This window comes from Asaia spathodeae NBRC 105894 (assembly GCF_025994195.1).
In the GTDB taxonomy this organism is placed as follows: Bacteria; Pseudomonadota; Alphaproteobacteria; order Acetobacterales; family Acetobacteraceae; genus Asaia; species Asaia siamensis.
This window is the reverse complement of the sequence record NZ_BAPY01000037.1, coordinates 68014-88935: the sequence shown is the minus strand read 5'-3', so window position 1 is coordinate 88935 and position 20922 is coordinate 68014. Positions and strand designations below refer to the sequence as shown.

Here is a 20922-nt window from a genome sequence, read left to right as displayed (position 1 = left end):
GCCCGGTCACATTAGTAGCAGTATTGCGCTTGTCAAAAAAAATATTACTGGCAGGATCATGGTCAATGCCAGCATCCGACCCGGAGAGGGAATGACCATTTCGATCATGTTGCATCTTTCCGGTCGTTTCGATGTTGCGGCGTTTCGGGAGTTTGCCGAAAGCCGGGCCCGGCTTCTGGGCCTCGACATGACACCGCAACGGATGGAAGGTCATGAGATCGTTTTTCTGCTGCGCGGAGCCCATGCTCTTGTTGGAATGTTCGTCATGGCCTGCGTGATCGGCCCAGCCAGCTGTGTGGTCTCCCAATGGCGGGAAGCCGCGGCATGATACCTGTAGCGCTGTCGATGGATGTTGCTTTCGGCGATGTCGTGCCTGTGCGTCATGAGGGGCAGGAACTCGTCCTCTGGCGCGATGAGGAGGGCGTGGTTCATGGCTGGGAGGATCGTTGCCCCCATCGAGGCGTCCGGCTCAGCCTTGGCTTCATCCGCAATAACAGGCTCGCCTGCCTCTATCACGGATGGCAGTTCGACCATGAGGGGCGTTGCCGGGCCATACCGGCGCACCCCGCGCTCAACCCGCCCTCTACGATCCGTACACAGAGTTTCCATGTCGAGGAGAAGGCCGGGCTGATCTGGGTCGCGCTGGATAGTGGCGATAACCGGCCGCTCATACCTCCGGCAGAAGGCGACTGGCATGGCGTGCGCAGTCTCGCCATACGCGTGACGCTGTCGGAGCTGCGTGAGGCGCTCGTGCTTGAAACGGGGCAATGGCGCCTGTCTTCCGACCGGCTTCTCGCCCTGCACAGCCCGGAAGAGGGAGTCACCATGGTGCATCTGGCTGTCAGAGACGCCTCGACGCGTCTCAAGGCGGCGGACTGGCTGCTTGGTTTGCGTGATTCCATGGAAGAAATACGATGCTGAGCCTCAATGGCTGGGTGATGGATGAGCGAAGCTATGCGGCGCGTCTTGCTGCGTCGCTGCTCGCTATTCCGCTCACGATCCAGACCGATCGTCGTGCCGAAATCTTCGGTCCGACGCTTGGCGATGATGAGGGTGTCTATTGCGTCGGGCTTTACGAGGTCCTGCGTCATTTCTCACGACTGCCCGATGTCGAACGCGCCTGGCCGGAAGGCGAGGCACGGCACGCGCTCGAATGGGCTCTGGAGGCGCTGGAAAGCTTCTCTCAGGCGCGGCGGCAGGCACTCGGCGCGACCCTGCCTGAAAAAGCGGAGACGGATGACGTGACACTGATCTTTCGCGTGCTCGAAGATCGTTTGAGCCATACCTATCTCAATGGGCAGGAATGGCTCTCCGGCGTGTCTGTCGGCTTTATCGATATTGCGGTCTTCCCGATTGCCGGTCTTGCACGCGATCTCGGTATCGGCATGGATCTCTACCCTGCCATCAGGCGCTTCGTCAGAAAGGTCAGACAATTGCCCGGTTTCGTTACCATGCCCGGGATCGCCGCGTGTCATTGAAGCCCCGGTCCTTGCTGACGCGTCGCTCCCTCCTCGCAGCGGCCCCACTGGCGGCCCTGCCTTTGACCGCCCAGGCAAAGCCGCGCTTTGCTCCGATTGCGGAAGAAGATCTGCTGGTGGCTTTCGGCCATACCAGCCCCATCAATGATGGCGGCTGGTCCCAGATGCATGACAAGGCCATAAGGGCACTCAAGGCGCATTTCCCGAAAATGCGCTCGCTCTACGTCGAGAGCGTCCCCTATTCCGCCGATGCCACGCGCCTGTTTCGGCAGTTCGTGGCCGAAGGCGCGCAGATGGTCATTTCGACCTCGAATTATGGTGACTTCATCAAGGATGTTGCCGATCAGGCGCCCGATGTCGGGTTTCTCGAATGCGATGGCAATGCGGTTACGGGTAATCTGGCTTGGTATTACATCACGCACTGGTATGCGAGCTACGTGATTGGCATTGCCGCAGCGCGCCTGAGCCGGACTGGACGGCTGGGCTATGTGGCATCGTTCCCGACTTCTTCCGTCATAGCCAGTGCCAATGCCACATTGCTCGGTGCGCGCTCGGTCAATCCCGAGGCGACGATGCGCGTCATCTCGATCAATTCCTGGTTCGACCCGCAGGCAGCAGCTTCGGCAGGGGCAGCGCTGATCGATAGCGGGTGCGACTTCCTGTGCGGCATCATGGATGATCCCGGCTATCTGCGTGTGGCAGAGGAACGTAATGTCTGGGCGGCCATGTGGAACACGGACATGCGGCAATTCGGGCCGAAAGCCTATGTCAGCTCGGTCGTGCTCGATTTCGAGGCTTATTATCGCGAGACCATCGCGGCACGTATTGCCGGAACATGGCGCCCCAAAGGTACGTTCCTGACACTCGGCCATGGCGTAGACCGTGACAGCTGGGGCGCTCGCGTGCCGCTCGCCATACAGCGTGAAGCCGACGCAGCGCGCGACAGGATGCTGGCAGGCTGGTCGCCCTTCGTCGGGCCGATCAAGGACTCCAACGGCCAGATACGCGTCCCTGCCGGTCAGACCATGACCGATATGGAAATCTTTCACTGGAGCTGGCAGGTCGAGGGAGTGTCGGGGCTTGTCTGATCTCCTGCATAATCAAGAGACCCGTCCGGCAGATCTGCCAGCGGGCGCGCCGCCGCTTCTTACGCTCTCTGGCATAGCGAAGTATTTTCCGGGCGTCGTGGCCAACAAGGATGTCTCGATCGATTTCTATCCCGGCGAGATCCACGCTCTTCTGGGCGAAAACGGGGCCGGAAAATCGACCCTGATGAACATCGTGACGGGTCTCTATCAGCCCGATGAAGGCGAGTTGATCCTAGATGGCTATGGCGTGCGCTTCGAAAGTCCCGAGGCGGCGATTGCTGCCGGGATCGGCATGGTGCATCAGCATTTCAAGCTGGTTTCACGCTTCACGGTCGCCGAGAATCTGGCACTCGGCTGGCGCGAGACAGGATTCAGGCTCTCTGCGTCCGCCATGGCGCGTCGTGCAGAGGTCGAGGCCGAACGTTATGGTCTTGATATCAGACCGTCAGCGAGAATTGATACGCTTACATCGGGCGAACAGCAGCGCGTGGAAATCCTGCGTGTCCTTTCGCGCGGCGCTCGGCTGCTGATCCTTGATGAACCTACGGCAGTGCTGAGCCCCCTCGAAGTGGGCGAGCTTTATGCAGCGCTGCGCCGCTTTCGCAACGGGGGTGGCGCGGTCATTCTCATCAGCCACAAGCTTGACGAGATCATGGCGCTTGCCGATCGGGTAACCGTGCTTCGTCATGGACGTGTCTCCGGGACGCATCTGGTCGCCCATACCAAGCCCTCGACGCTGGTGACCGAAATGATCGGTCGTCCGGTGGAACAGAAAAGCGATTATCCGCGCAAGATGCCACGCACAGACGACGACGCGGTCATGGTGCTCGAGAACGTATCATGCCGGGACGGGGCGGGGCAGATACGGCTGCATCCGCTCTCGCTTGAAATACGCGCAGGCGAAATTCTCGGCATTGCCGGAGTAACGGGAAATGGTCAGTCCGAACTCTCCGATCTTCTGGCAGGGCTGCGTTCATCAGAAACCGGCCATATCCGCGTGGATGGCAAGGACATGCGCGGGCGCGGACCGAATGCGTTTCGTGAGGCCGGGATCGGCTATGTGCCAGAAGACCGGCTGCACAAGGCGCTCGCTCCCGCGCTTGGAGTGACCGAGAATGCTGTCATGCGTCTGTTTCGCACCAGCCCGATAGGCGGGCGGCTCGCCTATCACGCTTCAGAGGCATTGCGCTTTACCCGTTCGCTGCTTGATCAGGCACAGGTGAGCCTCGCCGAGCCTGCGACGCCTATTCGTGCCTTGTCCGGCGGCAATCAGCAGCGTCTGGTGCTCGCAAGAGAGCGGATGATCAGCCATCGCGCGCTTGTGGCCTCCTATCCGAGCCGTGGTCTCGATATCGGTGCGATTGCCATGATGCGCCAAACCCTGGCCGATATCCGTGATGAGGGAAGGGCGGTGGTGCTGGTGTCAGAAGACCTTGATGAACTGATGGCGCTGAGCGACCGCATTGCCGTGTTATGCGGTGGCAGATTGATGACCGTCGTACCCAGGGGCGACTATGATCGTGCCCGTATCGGCGCTCTGATGAGCGGTCGGGATGGAGGCGCGTCGTCATGAGCCGTCGTATTCGCCTTTCCGTCGTTCCGGCCCGGCGCATCTTTATCGGCCGGGCCCTGGCGCTGGGTTTCGTTTTCCTTGTGCTCGCTCTCGTGCTGATGCTGCTCGGCCTCAATCTCGGCACGGTGGCAACGCTTGTCGTTACGTCGACCTTCGGTACCGAGTTCGGTCTCGAAAACCTGGCCCTCTATATGACGCCTCTGCTCATGACGGGGGCTGCCGTCTGGCTGGCCCTGCGTGCCGGGCTGTGGAATATCGGTGCCGAAGGGCAGTTTCTGGCCGGGGCGGCGGCAGCGTCGGCCGTCGGTCTGTTTCTTCCCTTTCCCGCTTTAGTTACCCTGCCGCTTGCCGCCATGGCCGGAATGATCGCCGGAGCCTGCTGGAGCGCCGTTCCCGCTGCGGGGCGCGCCTGGCTTGGGGTAAGCGAGATCATCACGACGCTTCTACTCAACTTCATCGCGTCCTATCTCGTCTATTATCTGGTGACTGGCCCCTGGGCCGATCGTGTCACGGGCGCGCAGGTCTCGAGCGAGAGAATTCACGCTGCGATACCGACGATTTATGGTGTCGTTCACTGGGGCGGTCCGCTCGCCCTGGCCGTTGTCACGGCACTTGGTCTGCTGCTCGGGCGCAGTCGCTTCGGCTACGAGCTGACATTGAGCGGGTCGAACCCGGAAGCTGCGCATTACGCCGGGGTGTCGGTGGCGCCACGTCTTTTCATGGCGCTCGTTTTCTCAGGGGCGCTCGCTGGCCTTGGTGGCATGATGGAGGCGCTTGGCACGGTGCACCGGCTTCAGGGTGGTCTGGCCCATGGCTACGGCTATCTCGGTATCGTGGTGGCGCTGCTTGCCCGGCAATCTGCCCTGGCACTGATCCCGGCCGCGTTCCTCATGGCGGTCATTCTCAACATGGGCATCGTCCTGCAGACGCTGCAGGTCAGTGCATCTTCCGTTCTGGCCATTACCGGGCTGCTGGTCTTTGCAATCGCTGTCAGTGATGAGCTCGCGGCCTATGTACGGCTGGAGACGCAGAAATGACCCTCTGGATCTCGCTTATCCTCCATGCGCTTGCCTATGGCAGCATTCTCGCTCTTGCCGCCCAGGGCGAGGTTCTGGCCGAACGGGCCGGCGTGATCAATCTCGGTGTCGAAGGCTTGATGGCTCTTGGCGCAGTGACGGCGGTTCTGGCTGCCGACGCCTCGCTTTCTCCCTGGCTTGGATGTCTCGCAGCCGTTGCGGTTGGTGCTGGCGGAGCGCTCGTTTTGGGGCTTGCAACGGTCAATGGGTCGTCCAACCAGACGCTATGTGGTGTGGCCCTGACCTTTCTCGGGCTCGGATTGAGCGCCGTGATCGGTCACAACGTGGCCGGGTTGCCGGTTGCGGCAGGTTTCTCATCCTGGCCCATTCCTGTCCTGTCACATCTGCCGCTCGTCGGCCCGCTTTTCGACCAGAGTCCGTTTGTCTATCTTGCTTTCGGGTTTCTGCCTCTGCTCTGCCATATCGTCCTGTTTCGCACCCGTCTCGGCCTCAGCCTCAGGGCAGTGGGTGAAAATCCTGGCGCAGCGGATGCTGTAGGTATTCCGGTAAGGCGTTTTCGCCTCGGGGCCGTAGTCATCGGGGGGGCGCTGGCCGGTCTGGCTGGCGCGGACATGACTCTCTCGGTCATGCCCGTATGGTCTGAGGGCATGATAGCAGGGCGCGGATGGATCGCGGTCGCGCTTGTCATCTTCTGTGGCTACCGGCCTGTTTTGGCAGCAGCCTCGTCGCTCTTGTTCGGTCTTGTAATGTCTCTCAGTTTCTTCGGGCAGGCGCAGGGGTGGCCCGTTCCTCCGGCTATTCTCAACATGACGCCCTATCTCGGGACGATCCTGTTCATGATCGTCCCTGCGATGCTGCTGCCCGGCATGCGCCGTTTCATGGCCGCGCCTGCGGCCCTGGGAACGCCCTATTTCAGGGAGGAACGCTGAGCGCAGCGTTCCTGCCGACGGCTCAGAACGACCAGACGGCGTCGCAGGAGAACCAGAACATATTATTTGTCCCGTCGCGTATGACGGGATCGGCAACCGAAGCGGCACGATTGAAGGGCTGCGTGCCGTTCAGTGATTTGTCGAGCCTGAGTTCCGGCCTGAAAAGCAGCTTGCCTGTCCTGATATGTCTGTTGATGAAGTCGGGACGATAGGTCACCCCCGCGGTCAGGGCGCCATAGGTTGTGGGTGGAGCAATGAAATACGGATAGGGCGCATTACGCAGCATGTTGGTGAAAGACGTCATGCTGGCATATGAGGCGATGATCGACCCTGTATTGTCGCGAAAGATCTCGCCGCGCAGATTGAGCGTGACTGACGGGTTGATATCCCAGGCGAGATAGCCGGTTACACCATAGCTGTCATTTCGTGTCGCGTCGTCACGGAGATAGATGGCGTTCAGCGTGGTCGAGAGCGTCTTGCTGAGATGATAGGTCAGCAGAAGATCACCATTATACTGCATCAGACCGTTGGCTTTCGAGCCAAGACCGGCGCTCGTCCACCCGTCGGCAGACGTGACAGGAGCGCCGTTATTACTCTGCGGCCCAAAATGGCCGATCAGATGGCCGTCCAGCCGATCGGCCAACAGGCCCGTAAATGAGACGCCAACATAGCCTTTGGGCTTGTTGTTGTTGCCCGCCCTGCCGAAGCTGGTCGAGTTTCCGGCATCGATGCCCAGTATGGCGTTGTAATGGTCATTCAGATGGGTCGTGCTGAGAATGCCGATCGTCTCGAACGGGACGATATAGTCAGAAGCATAGTTGAAGGAATAGAACGGTCGGGCGAGGGCGGGTATGCCTTCAGCTCCCATGATTCCGTAAAACTGCCCGATCTGGAAATCCATGCCGTTGTGCACGAGCCATGGAGCGTGCAGGTCGACATGTGCCTGTGTCGGCGCGAACTGATACAGGCCTGTGAGGGCATTATCTGCCATGCCGATCGTCGGATCGAAACGCGCGTCGGAGCCATACATCATTTCAACCATGAAACCGATGCCATAACCCGATCCCACATCCGCCACAGGATGCGACACGGAACCCATGATCTGGTTGAGCGTGACCGTGTTGGCGCGGTCGAGGAAGAACTGTCCGAAATTACGCCCGGATGTCGTCCATGGATTGGCCGCGATGCCACCCTCGATGGTGAGATGTATTTCGGTGTCGTGCCAGTAGCCGGTCTGTTTCAGCTTGACCGGAGTAGCCGCAGGTTTGTTCCCGGTTCTGGAGCCTTCTGGTGTAACGGTATCAGGTTTGAAGGCGTCGCCGGAAACAGGCGTTTCTGTGGAGATGGTTTGCGGTGTGAAGAGTGTCGCGCCGATCGATTGGCCACCCAGCGCCAGGAAGACGCCGGGCAAGAAAATGCTCAGACAGGATTTTCCCATATAATCATTCCGATAAAAGAATATTGCCTTTCCCTTTCTTATCGGATCTCTGGCGTATTGTAAGGTAAATGGTGATCACAATAAGCGCAGTTGTATAGTATAGAAACAATATAAAATTATAATACGTTACCGCGACGAAGCTTATGGTGGCGCCAGAGAGCGCGATCGCTGGTAAAATAGGATAGAGTGGCGCTTTATAGCTGCGGTCGAGTCCGGGCTCACGCCTGCGCAGGACAAACAGGCTGATCATGCTTGCGCCATACATGGTCAGAGCGCCAAAAACCGAAAGCGTGACCAGAACCGCAGTCAAGGACTGTCCATGGATGGAAATGATACTATCGGCATAGATCGCGAGGATGCCTATGACACTGCCTGCCATCGTGGCGCGATGCGGAGTGTGAAACCGGTGATGGATGGCACCCAAAGAGCGAGGGAGAATATTCGCCCGGGCCAGAGCGAAGATCTGTCGGGCAAACCCCATGATGATGCCATGGAGCGACGCGATAAGCCCGAACAGCCCGAGCCATACCAGCATCGACAGCCAGGGGCTGTGCTGCCCGACCACGCGTTTCATGGCCTCTGGCAATGGGTCGTTCAGATTGGCCAGCGTCGTCCAGTCGCCTGACCCACCCGCGAAGATCATTACACCGAAAGCAAGGGCAACGAGTGTCAGCACACCCGCACAATAGGCGATCGGTATCGAGCGCTTGGGGTTGCGGGCCTCTTCGGCGGCCATGGCCACGCCTTCGATCGCAAGAAAGAACCAGATCGCAAAAGGTATGGCGGCAAAAAGCCCACCCATGGCTTCCCATCCGAAATGGGGGGCTGTGCCCCAGCCCATATGGGTGAAATGCGCCCAGGAGAAAGACGGGGCGACAACGGCCATGAACACCAGAAGCTCGATGATGGCGGCGATGGTAATGAATAGCTCGAAGGTCGCAGCCACATGCACCCCGACGATATTGAGTGTCATGAACGCCAGATAGGCGCCCGTTGCAGCAAGCTTCGGCGGAAGCCCTGGAAACTGGACATTGAGATAGGCCCCGATGGCCAGCGCTATGGCCGGCGGGGCAAAGATGAACTCTACCAATGTGGCGAGGCCGGTCACCGTGCCACCCACACGCCCGAGGGCACGCTGGGCGTAGGCAAACGGGCCACCTGCATGGGGAATGGCGCAGGTGAGTTCGGTAAAGCTGAAGATGAAGGCTGTATACATCAGCGCTACCAGACAGGTCGCGCCAAGAAAGCCCAGCGTGCCCGCAGTGGCCCAGCCATAACTCCAGCCGAAATACTCTCCGGAAATGACGAGCCCGACAGCAATGCCCCAGAGATGAAACGCACCGAGCTTTTTCTGCAGTTGAGGAGGCTGACTCATGGCGTGTCTTTCTTTTCAGGGGCGGGAACGATGGTCTGATGTAAGGATTCGGGAGTGCCCGGAGCCGAAAGCTGGGGTGCGCGCTCCTTGAGGTCGACACCGGTGAGCTTCAATGTTTGTGCTTCACGCATGAGCCAGACGAGCTTGACGCAGGCCTCGTCGATGCCCAGGCCATGAAGGTGGATATTCGACAGGCAGTTACGGCGTGAATCAGGGCAACCGGGTGCAGGGTTATAGGTCAGGTAGACTCCCATGCTGTTCGGAACGCTCAGACCCGGCCTCTCTCCTATCAGCACCGCCACCATGCGCGCGCCCAGTGCCTCGGCGATATCGTCGCCAATCGCAACGCGGCCCTGCAGCGCAATGACAGGCGTGGCAATGCGCCATGCTGGCAAGGCCCGGCGGCAGGCATGAAAAACTGCGGGCCCCTGTTGCATGACCGCCTGTGCGGAAAGCCCATCCGCAAGAACGAAAGCGAGATCCCAATCGCCCCTGGGCAGGAGCTCCTTCGATGCCGCGGCAAGGCTTCGCCCCAGATCGGGGCGGCTGAGATAGGTCGTGCGATCGGAGGCCGCGCTCGAAACGATGAGAGGCGCGGCTGGGGCAAGGTCGTGTCTCAGGCAGTCGAGATCGAAAGTCATGTGCACGGCGTCGCGCGCCATGGCATGGGCGGCCTGGAAGCTCAGAACGTCCCGGGTGGTTTGCGTATTGCCTGTTCGTGCCAGCCCGATGCGCGCGCGCGTAAGGTCACGCAGTTTTTGCCATGGATCGCTTGCAGTCGATGGCTTTTCAGGGAGATCGCTCATGGCTGGAAACCGATCATGCGTGACAGCACCGTCTCACGCAGCGCAGGCGCCAGAGCGCGGGCGGTGGTGGCGTCGTAAAGCCCCATTTTTTCCAGCCATGCCGCAAATTCCGGGGCAGGGTTCAGGCCAAGAACGCTGCGCGTGGTCAGAATGTCGCTGAATGCGAGGCTTTGGTAATTCAGCATCACATCATCTGCACCGGGCACGCCGATCAGGAAGGTCACGCCCGCAGCCCCGAGCAGCAGCATCAGAGCGTCCATATCGTCCTGATCCGCTTCGGCGTGATTGGTGTAGCAAACGTCGCAGCCCATCGGCACGCCCATCAGCTTGGCGCAGAAATGATCCTCCAGCCCGGCTCTCGTGATCTGCTTGCCGTCATAGAGATATTCCGGCCCGATAAAGCCGACGACCGTGTTGACCAGAAGCGGGCTGAACGCCCGGGCGACGGCATAGGCCCTTGTCTCGACGGTTTGCTGGTCGATCCCGTGATGGGCACCGGCAGAGAGGGCAGCACCCTGTCCCGTCTCGAAATACATGAGATTATCGCCGAGCGTGCCGCGATTGAGGCTTTTCGCGGCTTCATGCGCCTCATGCAGCAGGCCGAGCGTAACGCCGAACCCTTCATTCGCTTTCTGTGTGCCGGCAATCGACTGAAAGACGAGGTCTACCGCGCCGCCCCGGTTGATGATTTCAACGGTGTTGGTCACATGGGTGAGCACGCAGCTCTGTGTCGGGATATCATAGGTCTGGCGAATGGTGTCGAGCATGTCGAGCAGGGCAAGACCGTTCTCCACATTGTCGGTGGCAGGGTTGACCCCTATGACCGCATCGCCCGAGCCATAGAGCAGACCATCGAGGGTCGAAAGCGCGATACCCTTCAGGTCATCGGTCGGATGGTTGGGCTGCAGGCGTGAGGCGAGTACGCCTTTCTGGCCAATCGTATTTCGAAAGCGGGTAATGATTTCAATTTTGCGCGCTACGGCAATCAGGTCCTGATTGCGCATGATCTTGCTGACGGCGGCGGCCATCTCCGGGGTGACGCCTGGCGCGATGGCGGCAAGGCGTGCCGTGTCGGCCTGATGGGAAAGAAGCCAGTCGCGAAAATCCCCGATTGTCATTGAGGCAATCGGCGCGAATGCTGCCTGGTCATGTGAGTCGATGATCAGTCTGGTAACGTCGTCTCGTTCATACAGTACCAGGGCCTCGGACAGGAAATGGCTGAGCGGCAGATCGGCAAGGGCAAGGCGGGCTGCTACTCTTTCTGTGGATGAAGAGGCTGCCAGTCCGGCCAGCACATCGCCTGAGCGTAAAGGCGATGCGCTGGCCAGAAGATGGCGAAGGTCACGAAAGACGAAACGCTGACCAGAAAGAGTTGCGGCATAACTCAAAGCGTCTTTCCTTCGACATGGTGCATCGTAACTCTGTAAACGATGCCATGTCGGAAAGAATAACACGGTCCTGAAAGTCCTTTGTCAAGAAGTCCATGATGACATGTTCTTGCCTGGTCCCTTCTCACCAGAGTGATGTGATTGGATTGCGTTCCGGCAACGTCTGCTGATGCCAGTAAGGATAGGGTGCAGGCTGGCGGCTGGCTTCATCCAGTCGTGACCTCTGGTCTGCGCTCAGGCTCTGGTCGAGAGCGCAGAGTGAGGCCTCAAGCTGATCGATTTTGCGCGCGCCCAGCAGGATGGTCGAAACCGTGGGGCGGTCCTTGAGCCAGGCAAGGGCGATCTGGGGAAAGCTGAACCCTGTTTCCTCCTCGATACGTTCCATCTGGTCGGTCACGCGATACAGATAGGATTCATCGACAGGCGGCCCGCCTGCGGCGCCTCCCTGTGCGATGCGGCCCTCGCCACTTTGCGGCGCGTTGCGGCGCAGCTTCCCGGTCAAACGGCCCCAGCCCAATGGACTCCATGCCATCAACCCGAGCCCCTGATCCTGAGCCAGGGGCATCAACTCCCATTCGTAATCGCGGCCGATAAGGCAGTAATAGCCTTGATAGGCAATATAACGGGCATAATGCGCGCGCTCCGAGACGCTCAGGGCGCGCATCAGGTGCCATGCGGCGTAATTGGAGACGCCGATATAGCGTATCTTGCCGGCCCTTATGAGATCGTCCAGAGCACGCAACGTTTCCTCCACCGGCGTCACCTGATCGGAGATATGCATGGTGTAGAGATCGATATGATCACGCTTGAGCCGTTTAAGGCTTGCTTCGCACGCTTCGATCAGGCGGAAACGTGATGCGCCAGACTGGTTTGGTCCGCTGCCGAGCGGGCAGGAGGTTTTGGTTGAGACAATTACCGAATTGCTCCGGCCGCGCAGCGCTTCGCCAAGAATGGTTTCAGCGTCGCCATCGGAGTAATTATCGGCCGAATCAAAAAGATTGATGCCCCGGTCGATACAGAAGGCAATGAGCCTGTCTGCATCGCTTTGACCGACATTTCCCCAGCTTTTGAAAAACCCGTCGGTACGGCCAAACGTGGCCGTACCGAAAGAAAACAGAGAGACGTCGAGCCCGGATTTTCCCAAGCTGCGATACTGCATCAGACGCCCCCGACGAGATCAGTTTTTTCGTGCAGGCGTTGTTCATGGATGCGCTTCATGGCTTCGGCTGCCCGCATGATTTCGGTTTCGTCGATGTCGTTGACGAAATAGGCCGAGCCGATACCGCTCATGAGCGGCGCATTCTGCTTGCCGTCGCGATGGATTGCTGAATCGGCGATGGCGTCGATCAAAAGGGCAATATTCTGGAAGCCATGATGGAAAACAGGCAGATCGAGGCGATAGGCGACCTGGAAGAGGCGCTCAAGCGCCCGGCGCGACAACGTACCGCGATGATAGGAGATGATGGCACTGAACAGGCAATCGAGTGCCACGGCCTCGCCATGAAGCAGTTCGGCAATATGGGTCATCTCGACCAGGGGGCTGAATGTATGGCCATAATCGACCACGCGCTCGAGATTGCCTTCCCAGAGATTAGGCTCGAGCTCTTCTGCCATCCCCGCAATCGAGCGGAAGATGATCTCGCCGATAGCCTCTTTCTCACGCTCGAATATATCGTCGGGGCTTTTGGCAAGGCTGAAGGAATAGGCCTCGATAAGATCGAAAAGCTTGGCATCCTTGATGACGGCGAGTTTGAATATTTCACCCGACCCATTGGCGACGTGGCGGCGTGGCAGGGTGCCCAGATAATCCATATTGACGAGTGTCAGGCTGGCCGGGTGAAACGTGCCGATGCGGTTGCGATAGCCCAGATGATTGGCTGCGGTCTTGGCAGCAACGCTTACATCGACCATCGAAAGCAGCGTTGTCGGGACGCGTATATAGGGCACGCCACGTCGATAGAGACTGGCGGCGAAGCCGACGATATCAAGGGCGACACCGCCCCCTATGACGATGCTGGGCGCAGAGCGCCGTTTCACACCGCATTCGTTCATCGCTTTCACGACGTCGAGCACATTGGGGAGGGTCTTGTTCTCCTCGTCACCCGGAACGGAGCGAACGGTAAAGGTGACGCCCGCTGCGGTAAGCTGGTTGAGAAACTCATCCCGATGCTGGGGAGGAAGCCCCTCATCGACGAAGATGAGCCTGTGTCCGCTGCTGTGATCTACGATCCTGGCAATTGTTTCGGCAGTCGTGCTGCAAAGAGCGATATCGTAGCTGACGATCTGCTTTGCGCGTATGGATACATTCCGATTGGCCGTCATCATTCTGATCCTTTTGGGAAAAATGATTTCAATGCTGTGTCATTATTTGAAGAAACGTATTTTCTTGTTCTGTTTGGCTGCCGTCGCAGGTTGGGGCGACAAAATGATATTGCGTCAATAGATCGGTAATTTCGACTCAATTTTGCGATTCGTCGTTATAATCACGTTAAGGTAATCGAATTTGTTATTATTTCAGTTATTTCTTTAACATAAATTGTTATTTATTTTATATCAGTTTGCTGATAAATGGTTAATTTTATCCGGCATTATTATAGTTATATTTGAGATATGATAGATTTTCTGCTTTGTTATGGTATATACATCTCAGCATCGCTTGAGCCGGATTGTTCATTTTTGCGATCGCCTATCCTCGCAAAGAAAGATATCGGTAAAACCCGTTTTTACTTCTCCTTCGCGGCAGTGACGTCTTTTCTCGTCGTTGTGATCTTTGTCACGATTATCACTAAACATGGAGTTTCACTGAACTCCCCGTGATATCGAGGCTGAACCGCTTACGCATCTGCCACAAATGTCATACGCATGATGTGATTTATCACAAGGAGTGTGATCGTGGAGATGAACTTCTCAGCTGCCGATATTGATCTCGATTTCAGCCTCAAGGGCAAAATCGCGCTCGTTACGGGTGGGGCTTCTGGTATCGGTGCGGCAATCGCAAGCGCCTATGTGCGCAAAGGGGCCAAGGTTGCTGTCGTCGATGTCAATCAGGACAATGCCGCAGCGAAGGCTTCTGAACTGGGCGAGGCAGCAAAACCGTTTTCCTGTGACGTTTCCAATCCGGATTCAGTGCGCGGGATGGTGGCCGACGTGGTCGCGGCTTTTGGTGCGATCGATATTCTCGTCAATTGTGCCGGTGTCGTGTTTCTCGCGCCTGCAGAGACGCTCTCGCTCGACCATTGGGACAAGACGATTGCGATCAATCTCCGGGGCAGTTTTCTCGTCACGCAGACAGTGGGCAGCGTCATGATCGATGCAGGCAAGGGCGGGCGCATCATCAATCTCGCTTCCCAGGCCGGAACTGTCGCGATTGAGGAACATGTCGCATATTGCGCCTCGAAATTCGGTGTGATTGGCATGTCCAAGACGTTTGCTGCCGAATGGGGGAAACACGGCATTACCGTGAACACGCTCTCGCCAACCATTGTGCTGACAGAGCTGGGCAAAAAGGCCTGGGCCGGCGAGAAGGGTGAGGCGGCTATACGCCGCATCCCCACAGGTCGTTTTGCCATACCGGAAGAGATTGCGGCTGCAGCCGTTTTCCTCGCCTCATCGGGTGCCGCAATGATCAATGGAGCCGATCTTCTGATCGACGGCGGTTATACGATCCTCTAAGGGCGTGTCAGACCGAATGGCCGTATCCTGTCACTCGGTCCGACTGCTTTAAAAGGTGGAAAGAACGCGCGCGACTTCGGTCGAAACCGAGCGTCTCAGCGCAACGAGGCTCACCCCACCTCTGGGGTGAACCCTGTTTGTCAAGATCAGCACAAAACTGCCGCTTTCCGGCGCAATCCAGACCGATGGCCCGGTGAACCCCGTATGGCCGAATGAGCCTGGCGGGAAGCCTTCTCCGCGCAGGGAGGAGTAATGGGTGTCGATATCCCAACCCAGCCCGCGCAGTTCACGCCTGTCTCTGGGTTGCTGCGGTGTCGTCATAAGCAGGACGCCCGCTCTGGAGAGCGGAAAGGCGCTGTTCTGTCCTGCCCGGCACGCGATCAGGGCTGTGATATAGCGCACCAGATCGTCTTCACGAGAAAAAAGGCCGGCATGACCGGCAATCCCTCCCATACGTCTCGCGGTCGGGTCGTGCACGACCCCGCGCAGCATCGTTCCATCATCCTGATACTGCGTTGGGGCGATGATCTTTTGCTCGCTTGCTCGCGGCAGAAAGTCACTATGACCCATGGAGAGGGGCGCGAAAATGCCATGTCGCGCCTGTTGCTGGAGGCTGTTGCCTGAAACGATTTCGACAATCCTGCCAAGCACGATGAAATTGATGTCGCTATAGATGAATGTCGAGCCCGGCCGGGCCATAAGGGGCGAGGCGCAGGCAAGACGAAGCGCCTCATCACGACCCTGCCATGGCGCGGTGAGGGGCAGGTCTGGCGGCAGGCCGGAATAATGGGTGAGCAGGAGGCGGAGGCTGATATCGCCTTTGCCGTTCGCGGCGAAATCAGGAAGGAGCGCGGTAACCTTCGTGTCGAGGGAAAGTCTGCCAGCCTCTACCAGTTGCATGAGGCAGAGCGCCGTGACGAGAGGCTTCGTCAGCGATGCCATGTCGAAGACTGTGTCGATCGTGAGCTTTTCCCGCTCTGGTACGAGGGCGCGGTGACCGATGACCGAACGGTGCACCACAGTGTTGTGGTGCCCGATGACGAGAATGGCACCTGGCATTTTACTGTCATGGACCGCCCGCGTCATGAGTCTGTCGACGGTGGAGAAGGGTGATGTCGCGCACCCGTCCAGAGTCAGGAAATTCGTACCAAGGCCCAACGTAAAATGCCGTCGCCTCATGGCTGGATCTCCTCTTGATGGCGGCGACTCTGCTGCACGCGCCGCAACCGACAGACAAACAATATCAGATCGATTTGCTCACAATATGAGTTCGAAACGACAGGCGCCGATCTGTGTCCTCAAAACCACAACTTGCCATACTTTGTCAGAGAAGAGCCATGAAGTGAAAAAGAGACTTTTGAAAAAACTGTTTCTAAACAATGTATTGGGATAACTGTCATAATTCCGTCATATGGGAGTCATCAAAGCTTCGCAGGCAGTCGCGAGGCGCAGTCAGTAAGGGAGGCTCACACCAACCGCAGCATCGGAAGATGATACTGACATGACCTCATTCCCCCGTGCCTGTCGCTTGCTGCTGGCATCGGTCTCGCTGGCGTCGCTCGCCGTGGCGACCCCGGTGCGAGCCGCCAGCCTCGATCAGATGAGTCTGATGGAGAAGCAGATCAAGGCCATGCAGTCGCAGCTCGCTGACATGAAGCGCGAGCATCAGCGCGAGATGAAGCGTATTCATGACCAGCTGGCACAGCAGCGTCAGAATGAAGAAAATGATCCCTACGGTGCCCGCAACGGCTATCGCGGGGCACCGGCGCACGGGTCGGGCGCGGCCAGCCCCGGCGCTGGTTTTGCAACAGCTTCGGCACCGGGCCCGAACAGCAATGTGCTGCTCCCGCCCGTCAATGCAGCAACGCCTTATGGTCAGCTGACCGGCACACCGACCGGTCGCGTGACCGACCTCTACGGGCCGCTCCATCGTGGTCAGATCCAGATCGGTGGCGTGCGTATCACCCTGGGTGGTTATGTCGAAGCGGCCACGATGTTCAGGTCGCGCAACAACGTGTCTGACATTTCGTCGAATTTCGGCTCGATCCCGTTCGCGAACAGCCCGAACTACCATATCAACGAATTCCACGAGTCAGCCCGTCAAAGCCGTCTGGCGGCTCTGGTCGAAGGCGATATCACCAGAAATCTCCGCGCCCAGGCCTATATCGAGACCGATTTCCAGGGCTCGGGCTCGTCATCGAATTCCCGCCAGTCGAATTCCTATGTGCTTCGTGAGCGCGTGTTCTACGGTCAGTTGATCGACGATGCCGACGAGTTGACCCTGCTTGGTGGTCAGAACTGGTCGCTGCTGACCATGTTCAACCACGGTATGCGCGCCCGTGACGAGCAGGTACCGCTCTCGATCGATGCCCAGTACATTCCGGGCTTCAACTGGACCCGCAACACGCAGATCCGCCTGGTCAAGGGCTTCGATCATGGGCGCTACAATGTGGGTGTCTCTGTCGAAAACCCGCAGCAGGTCATCGCTGTCGGTTCGGGCGGTCAGTATCTGCCGACAGGGGCGACCTCGGGCACCTACCAGAACGCCGGTGTGAATGTGAACAACCCGTCGACGAACTACTCGACCGACGTTGCGCCGGATATCATCGGCAAGCTGGCAGCCGATCCGGGCTGGGGTCATTACGAGCTGACCGGGCTGCTGCGTTTTGCGCATAGCCGGGTCTCCTATACAGGCACGGGCCAGAGCAGCACCAAGCTTGCGGGCGGCGGTGGCGGCGGGCTTATCCTGCCGGTCGAAAAGTCGCACAAGATCTTCTTCCAGGCGTCGGGTCTCGTCGGTACGGGTATCGGTCGTTATGGCACGTCCAATATTCCTGACGTGACGATCGACCAGAAGGGCCAGGTCAAGCCCATGCCTGCGGCAAACGTGCTCGTCGGGCTTTATGGCAACGCCACCAAGGCACTGCAGCTTTACGCCTATGGCGGTATGGAAATGCTGCGTTCGCGTTCCTACTTCGATGTCGGCGGCAAGCATTACGGCTATGGCAACCCGCTTTACAGCGTTGGCGGCTGCGATATCGAAGGCGCTTCTTCCAGTGCCTGCCAGACCAGCATCAATCGTGTTGTTCAGGGTACGGCCGGTTTCTGGTGGACCTATCTGCACGGCGATTACGGCACATTGCGTGTTGGCGCCCAGTATTCCTACACCTATGTCACCTCGTTCAGCGGGGTTGGCGGTACGCCGCACACAAACGACAACATGGTGTTCCTCTCGCTGCGTTACCTGCCGTTCCAGTAAGCGTCAGGCTCACGCCAATAAAAAAGGGCCAGAGGAAAAAGCCTCTGGCCCTTTTTTTATACCGAAGTGTGACTGCCTCAGAAATTCGCGTTTACGCGTCCGAAATAATAGCCACCATTCATCGGCACCTGAGCCGAGGCGCTGTCATAGATCCCGACGCCGTAGCTTGCGAGATTGGCCGGCACCTTGCGCGGGCGGATATTGAAGATGTTGTTAGCTCCGACAGCGACATGCCAGTGCTCGCCGAACCGATAGCCGACTTCCAGATCGGTCAGCCAGCGTGGCGTGTTCTTGAATTGCGCAAAGCACGTATTCGAACCTCGCAGTGGCTTGCCGTTGAGCGGGCAGATCGCACTTGCCGGGGTCCAGTCCTGATAGGTCAGCATGCCCACGGTTTCGCCATAGCGGGTCTGACGCAGGTTAACGTCCCAGTTGCCGATCGTATAATACGCATTGAGCACGATCTTGCTGCGTGGTGACTCACTGGTGAGATAGGAAATGGTCTGGGCGTTGAGCAGAGGATTGCCTGTTGCCGACAGACCATTATGCGTCAGTCGGGTACGGTTGATGTTCAGCCCCATCGAAAGCAGCAGATTGCCGAAGCGATGCAGGCGCAGTCGGTAATCGGCCTTGATGTCGATGCCCTGGGTGCGTGTGCTGGCCCCGTTGGAGAAGTAATAGGCCGAGAACCCGGTGGGGTTGGTAAGCGTCGCGCCGCCGGGAAGCGTATAGCCCATCTGCTCGATGGCAGTGATGGCCTGAGGGCCAACAACCGATCCACCCTGAACGATACGATCTCTCAGATTGATCTGATAGACATCGGCCTCGACATGGAAGCTCGGCAACGGCTCAAGCACCACGCCGCCACTTGCGCTTGTTGACCGTTCAGGCTTCAGGGCGCTTGCACCGAGCGTTCTGGCGGCTTCCGAGGCCACGGGCAGCAGACCCGAGGCAGAGGTCGGACCGACGCTGAGCGCGCTGTAATGCTGCTCGGCCAAGGTCGGTGCGCGGAAGCCATTGCTGATGGTGGCGCGCACAGCGATGCGTTTGGTGAAGTCGTAACGTGCCGAGACCTTGCCGTTTTCGGTGTTGCCTGAGTCTGTGTAGTGTTCGAAGCGTCCGGCGAGATCGATATCGAGCTTGGGCAGCGGATGGAAATCGTCATCGATATAGGCCGCCCAGATATTACGGCTCCAGCTTCCGGCGTTCTGCGGAGCAGCCCCAGCATAGCCCTGAGTGCCACCGGCCTCGTAGGCAGGGGGTTCGCCCGCAATGATGTCGTACATTTCCAGTCTGTGCTGACCACCAAAGGCCAGGGTCATGGGTACTGCGTCGGCGATCTTGAAGTTGCGCCTTATATCGAGATTATTGGTCCACATCGCGTTGCGATAGGTCTGCGCCCGTGCGCTGGTCGGCGAATAGCCGCAGCCCTGCGACGAGAAATAGGCCTTGCTTCGGTCGGTGGTCTGGCAGGCAGCACTCAGCATGCCGGTATTGGCTGTATTCTTGGTGATGATGTCTTCTTCGTCTGCACCATAAAGCGTGCTCAGATCCCAGTCGAAACCGAAAAGATGGCTGCCTTTGACGCCAAGATTGGCCTGATAGTCGTTTTCCTCGATTGTTTCGATAGGTGAGAAGCCCAGCGGATAAAGAGACGGCGCGATATTGGGTACGCGATAGTTCTGGATCGCCTCTGCATGGCGATGGGCGTAGGTGATAAGGCCGTAGAAATCGACTGTCTCTGAGATCTTTTTGCCGAAATCGATGCCAAGATTCTCGCGTGTCTCTTCAGGCGTGCTTGTGATCTTGTTGGAGTTGTAGGGAACCTTGATGGCGCCCGGCAGGATACCGTAATAGCCGCTGAGATTGGCCCCTGCGGGTGCGTAGGGCAGCAACCGGTGATCAACCGTATTCGTGAAGAAATGGTCCGTATGGTAGATCTGCCCGCTTAGATGCAGATAGCCGTCACGGCCCAGCTTCATGCCGCCATCGGCGTTGAGCTGATAATTCCAGCCGCTTCCGGCATAGGCATTTGCCCCCGTCTGAGCGCTCATGTTCAGCCCATGATCCTGCTTCTTGGTGATGACGTTCACGACGCCAGCGATCGCGTCAGAGCCATACATCGCGGCTGCGCCATCTTCGAGCACTTCGATATGGTCGATGGCATTGGCCGGAATCATGTTGAGATCGACCGGGGTCGAGCCAAATTGCGGGCCCGGATTCTGCACGACGTTGCCGGTTACATGGCGTCTCTTGCCATCGACAAGCACCAGCACCTGGTTGGGGTTCAGGCCACGCATACGGATTGATGCCGTCAACGCCCCCGTATCACTGCCGCGTGTCTGGATATTGATGGCCGGATAGACGCGGGTAAGGGCATCGGTCAGGTTGAGCTGGCCCGATCGCGCCAGTTCAGCTGCTGAAATGACCGTAACGGGGCTCGTACTATCGCGCGCCTTGCGATTGACCGCATGGGTGCCGGTCACGATGACGGACTCTTCGCCGGATATCGCCTTGGCACGATGCGAAGATTTTTTGGGTGCTTTCTGCACCGCTGGCGCGCGCGACTTGCTCACGCTGCCATGGGTACCCTTCGAGGGAAGGGTCTCGGCCCGTGCGTCGGGCATGCAGGCCATGGCGCTCAAAACACCAAGTGAGGCGGTAAGCAGGGAGGCACGTCGTCTCATCAAAAGCCCTTTTAGAATTATAATCGAAACAATACGATATCGAAACAAACTACGGCCAGACACGCCTTTGGAGTGGTAAGGTTCCGTGGCATTGCAGGGCAGGGTTTCGAGGGTGAGCAGGGCTGCGGTATGGGTGCACCCTGTGGGTCGTGCGGGGACCGTCCCTGTCATCTCCGCTTTCGACCGTTACAT

At 58.4% G+C, this 20922-nt stretch carries 17 protein-coding genes; 9 read left to right on the top strand and 8 right to left on the bottom strand.

Features of this window, described 5'->3' with window-relative positions; translation table 11 throughout:
* Positions 1-91 precede the first annotated feature (91 nt).
* From AA105894_RS11270 to AA105894_RS11240, 7 genes are read left to right on the top strand one after another with little or no spacing between them, the layout of a single operon-like run.
* Positions 92-328: a hypothetical protein gene (locus AA105894_RS11270; RefSeq protein ID WP_267311804.1), complete on the top strand. Its 237-nt coding sequence runs from the start codon at positions 92-94 to the stop codon at positions 326-328.
* Positions 325-921, top strand: a complete 597-nt coding sequence (locus AA105894_RS11265; RefSeq protein ID WP_267311803.1) for a Rieske (2Fe-2S) protein — start codon at positions 325-327, stop codon at positions 919-921. The genes AA105894_RS11270 and AA105894_RS11265 overlap by 4 nt, the downstream gene beginning before the upstream one ends.
* Positions 915-1478: a glutathione S-transferase family protein gene (locus AA105894_RS11260; protein WP_267311802.1), complete on the top strand. Its 564-nt coding sequence runs from the start codon at positions 915-917 to the stop codon at positions 1476-1478. The genes AA105894_RS11265 and AA105894_RS11260 overlap by 7 nt, the downstream gene beginning before the upstream one ends.
* Complete coding sequence (locus AA105894_RS11255; RefSeq protein WP_267311801.1) at positions 1469-2566, top strand: BMP family ABC transporter substrate-binding protein; 1098 nt, start codon at positions 1469-1471, stop codon at positions 2564-2566. The genes AA105894_RS11260 and AA105894_RS11255 overlap by 10 nt, the downstream gene beginning before the upstream one ends.
* Positions 2559-4139 carry an ABC transporter ATP-binding protein gene (locus AA105894_RS11250; protein WP_267311800.1) on the top strand — a complete coding sequence of 527 codons (1581 nt, stop codon included), beginning with the start codon at positions 2559-2561 and terminating at the stop codon, positions 4137-4139. The genes AA105894_RS11255 and AA105894_RS11250 overlap by 8 nt, the downstream gene beginning before the upstream one ends.
* Entirely contained in the window at positions 4136-5176 is a 1041-nt protein-coding gene (locus AA105894_RS11245; RefSeq protein WP_267311799.1) for an ABC transporter permease, read from the top strand. The genes AA105894_RS11250 and AA105894_RS11245 overlap by 4 nt, the downstream gene beginning before the upstream one ends.
* Positions 5173-6105: an ABC transporter permease gene (locus tag AA105894_RS11240; protein WP_267311798.1), complete on the top strand. Its 933-nt coding sequence runs from the start codon at positions 5173-5175 to the stop codon at positions 6103-6105. The genes AA105894_RS11245 and AA105894_RS11240 overlap by 4 nt, the downstream gene beginning before the upstream one ends.
* A 22-nt stretch (positions 6106-6127) precedes the next feature.
* On the opposite strand, the gene AA105894_RS11235 is transcribed toward AA105894_RS11240, so the two are convergent.
* From AA105894_RS11235 to AA105894_RS11210, 6 genes are all read right to left on the bottom strand, one after another.
* Entirely contained in the window at positions 6128-7543 is a 1416-nt protein-coding gene (locus AA105894_RS11235; protein ID WP_267311797.1) for a porin, read from the bottom strand.
* Positions 7544-7547: 4 nt separating this feature from the next.
* Positions 7548-8918 carry an ethanolamine permease gene (gene eat, locus AA105894_RS11230; RefSeq protein WP_267311796.1) on the bottom strand — a complete coding sequence of 457 codons (1371 nt, stop codon included), beginning with the start codon at positions 8916-8918 and terminating at the stop codon, positions 7548-7550.
* Positions 8915-9724 (bottom strand): ethanolamine ammonia-lyase subunit EutC, encoded by an 810-nt coding sequence (eutC, locus tag AA105894_RS11225; protein ID WP_267311795.1) that lies wholly within the window; start codon positions 9722-9724, stop codon positions 8915-8917. The genes eat and eutC overlap by 4 nt, the downstream gene beginning before the upstream one ends.
* Positions 9721-11112, bottom strand: a complete 1392-nt coding sequence (locus AA105894_RS11220) for an ethanolamine ammonia-lyase subunit EutB (protein ID WP_267311794.1) — start codon at positions 11110-11112, stop codon at positions 9721-9723. Before AA105894_RS11220 ends, eutC begins: the two co-directional genes overlap by 4 nt.
* Positions 11113-11236: 124 nt before the next feature.
* Positions 11237-12271, bottom strand: a complete 1035-nt coding sequence (locus AA105894_RS11215) for an aldo/keto reductase (protein ID WP_188427317.1) — start codon at positions 12269-12271, stop codon at positions 11237-11239.
* Positions 12271-13437, bottom strand: a complete 1167-nt coding sequence (locus tag AA105894_RS11210; protein WP_267311793.1) for a sedoheptulose 7-phosphate cyclase — start codon at positions 13435-13437, stop codon at positions 12271-12273. The genes AA105894_RS11215 and AA105894_RS11210 overlap by 1 nt, the downstream gene beginning before the upstream one ends.
* A gap of 573 nt (positions 13438-14010) precedes the next feature.
* Here AA105894_RS11210 and AA105894_RS11205 point away from each other — a divergent pair.
* Positions 14011-14784, top strand: coding sequence for an SDR family oxidoreductase (locus tag AA105894_RS11205; RefSeq protein WP_267311792.1), 774 nt, complete (start codon positions 14011-14013; stop codon positions 14782-14784).
* Positions 14785-14832: 48 nt separating this feature from the next.
* On the opposite strand, the gene AA105894_RS11200 is transcribed toward AA105894_RS11205, so the two are convergent.
* Entirely contained in the window at positions 14833-15963 is a 1131-nt protein-coding gene (locus AA105894_RS11200; RefSeq protein ID WP_267311791.1) for a serine hydrolase domain-containing protein, read from the bottom strand.
* A gap of 322 nt (positions 15964-16285) precedes the next feature.
* Here AA105894_RS11200 and AA105894_RS11195 point away from each other — a divergent pair, with 322 nt between their 5' ends.
* Positions 16286-18043, top strand: coding sequence for a hypothetical protein (locus AA105894_RS11195; RefSeq protein WP_267311790.1), 1758 nt, complete (start codon positions 16286-16288; stop codon positions 18041-18043).
* 77 nt (positions 18044-18120) lie between these two features.
* Here AA105894_RS11195 and AA105894_RS11190 read toward each other — a convergent pair whose 3' ends face one another.
* On the bottom strand, positions 18121-20730 hold the full coding sequence (locus tag AA105894_RS11190) for a TonB-dependent receptor plug domain-containing protein (RefSeq protein ID WP_267311789.1): 2610 nt from the start codon (positions 20728-20730) through the stop codon (positions 18121-18123).
* Positions 20731-20922 lie beyond the last annotated feature (192 nt).

Excerpts from the sequence above, each read along its gene's own strand:
- eat (WP_267311796.1), bottom strand. The coding sequence starts at position 8,918 with ATGAGTCAGCCTCCTCAACTGCAGAAAAAGCTCGGTGCGTTTCATCTC.
- AA105894_RS11200 (WP_267311791.1), bottom strand. The coding sequence starts at position 15,963 with ATGAGGCGACGGCATTTTACGTTGGGCCTTGGTACGAATTTCCTGACT.
- AA105894_RS11210 (WP_267311793.1), bottom strand. The coding sequence starts at position 13,437 with ATGATGACGGCCAATCGGAATGTATCCATACGCGCAAAGCAGATCGTC.
- AA105894_RS11215 (WP_188427317.1), bottom strand. The coding sequence starts at position 12,271 with ATGCAGTATCGCAGCTTGGGAAAATCCGGGCTCGACGTCTCTCTGTTT.
- AA105894_RS11195 (WP_267311790.1), top strand. The coding sequence starts at position 16,286 with ATGACCTCATTCCCCCGTGCCTGTCGCTTGCTGCTGGCATCGGTCTCG.
- eutC (WP_267311795.1), bottom strand. The coding sequence starts at position 9,724 with ATGAGCGATCTCCCTGAAAAGCCATCGACTGCAAGCGATCCATGGCAA.
- AA105894_RS11190 (WP_267311789.1), bottom strand. The coding sequence starts at position 20,730 with ATGAGACGACGTGCCTCCCTGCTTACCGCCTCACTTGGTGTTTTGAGC.
- AA105894_RS11265 (WP_267311803.1), top strand. The coding sequence starts at position 325 with ATGATACCTGTAGCGCTGTCGATGGATGTTGCTTTCGGCGATGTCGTG.
- AA105894_RS11235 (WP_267311797.1), bottom strand. The coding sequence starts at position 7,543 with ATGGGAAAATCCTGTCTGAGCATTTTCTTGCCCGGCGTCTTCCTGGCG.
- AA105894_RS11240 (WP_267311798.1), top strand. The coding sequence starts at position 5,173 with ATGACCCTCTGGATCTCGCTTATCCTCCATGCGCTTGCCTATGGCAGC.
- AA105894_RS11260 (WP_267311802.1), top strand. The coding sequence starts at position 915 with ATGCTGAGCCTCAATGGCTGGGTGATGGATGAGCGAAGCTATGCGGCG.
- AA105894_RS11270 (WP_267311804.1), top strand. The coding sequence starts at position 92 with ATGACCATTTCGATCATGTTGCATCTTTCCGGTCGTTTCGATGTTGCG.
- AA105894_RS11245 (WP_267311799.1), top strand. The coding sequence starts at position 4,136 with ATGAGCCGTCGTATTCGCCTTTCCGTCGTTCCGGCCCGGCGCATCTTT.
- AA105894_RS11205 (WP_267311792.1), top strand. The coding sequence starts at position 14,011 with ATGAACTTCTCAGCTGCCGATATTGATCTCGATTTCAGCCTCAAGGGC.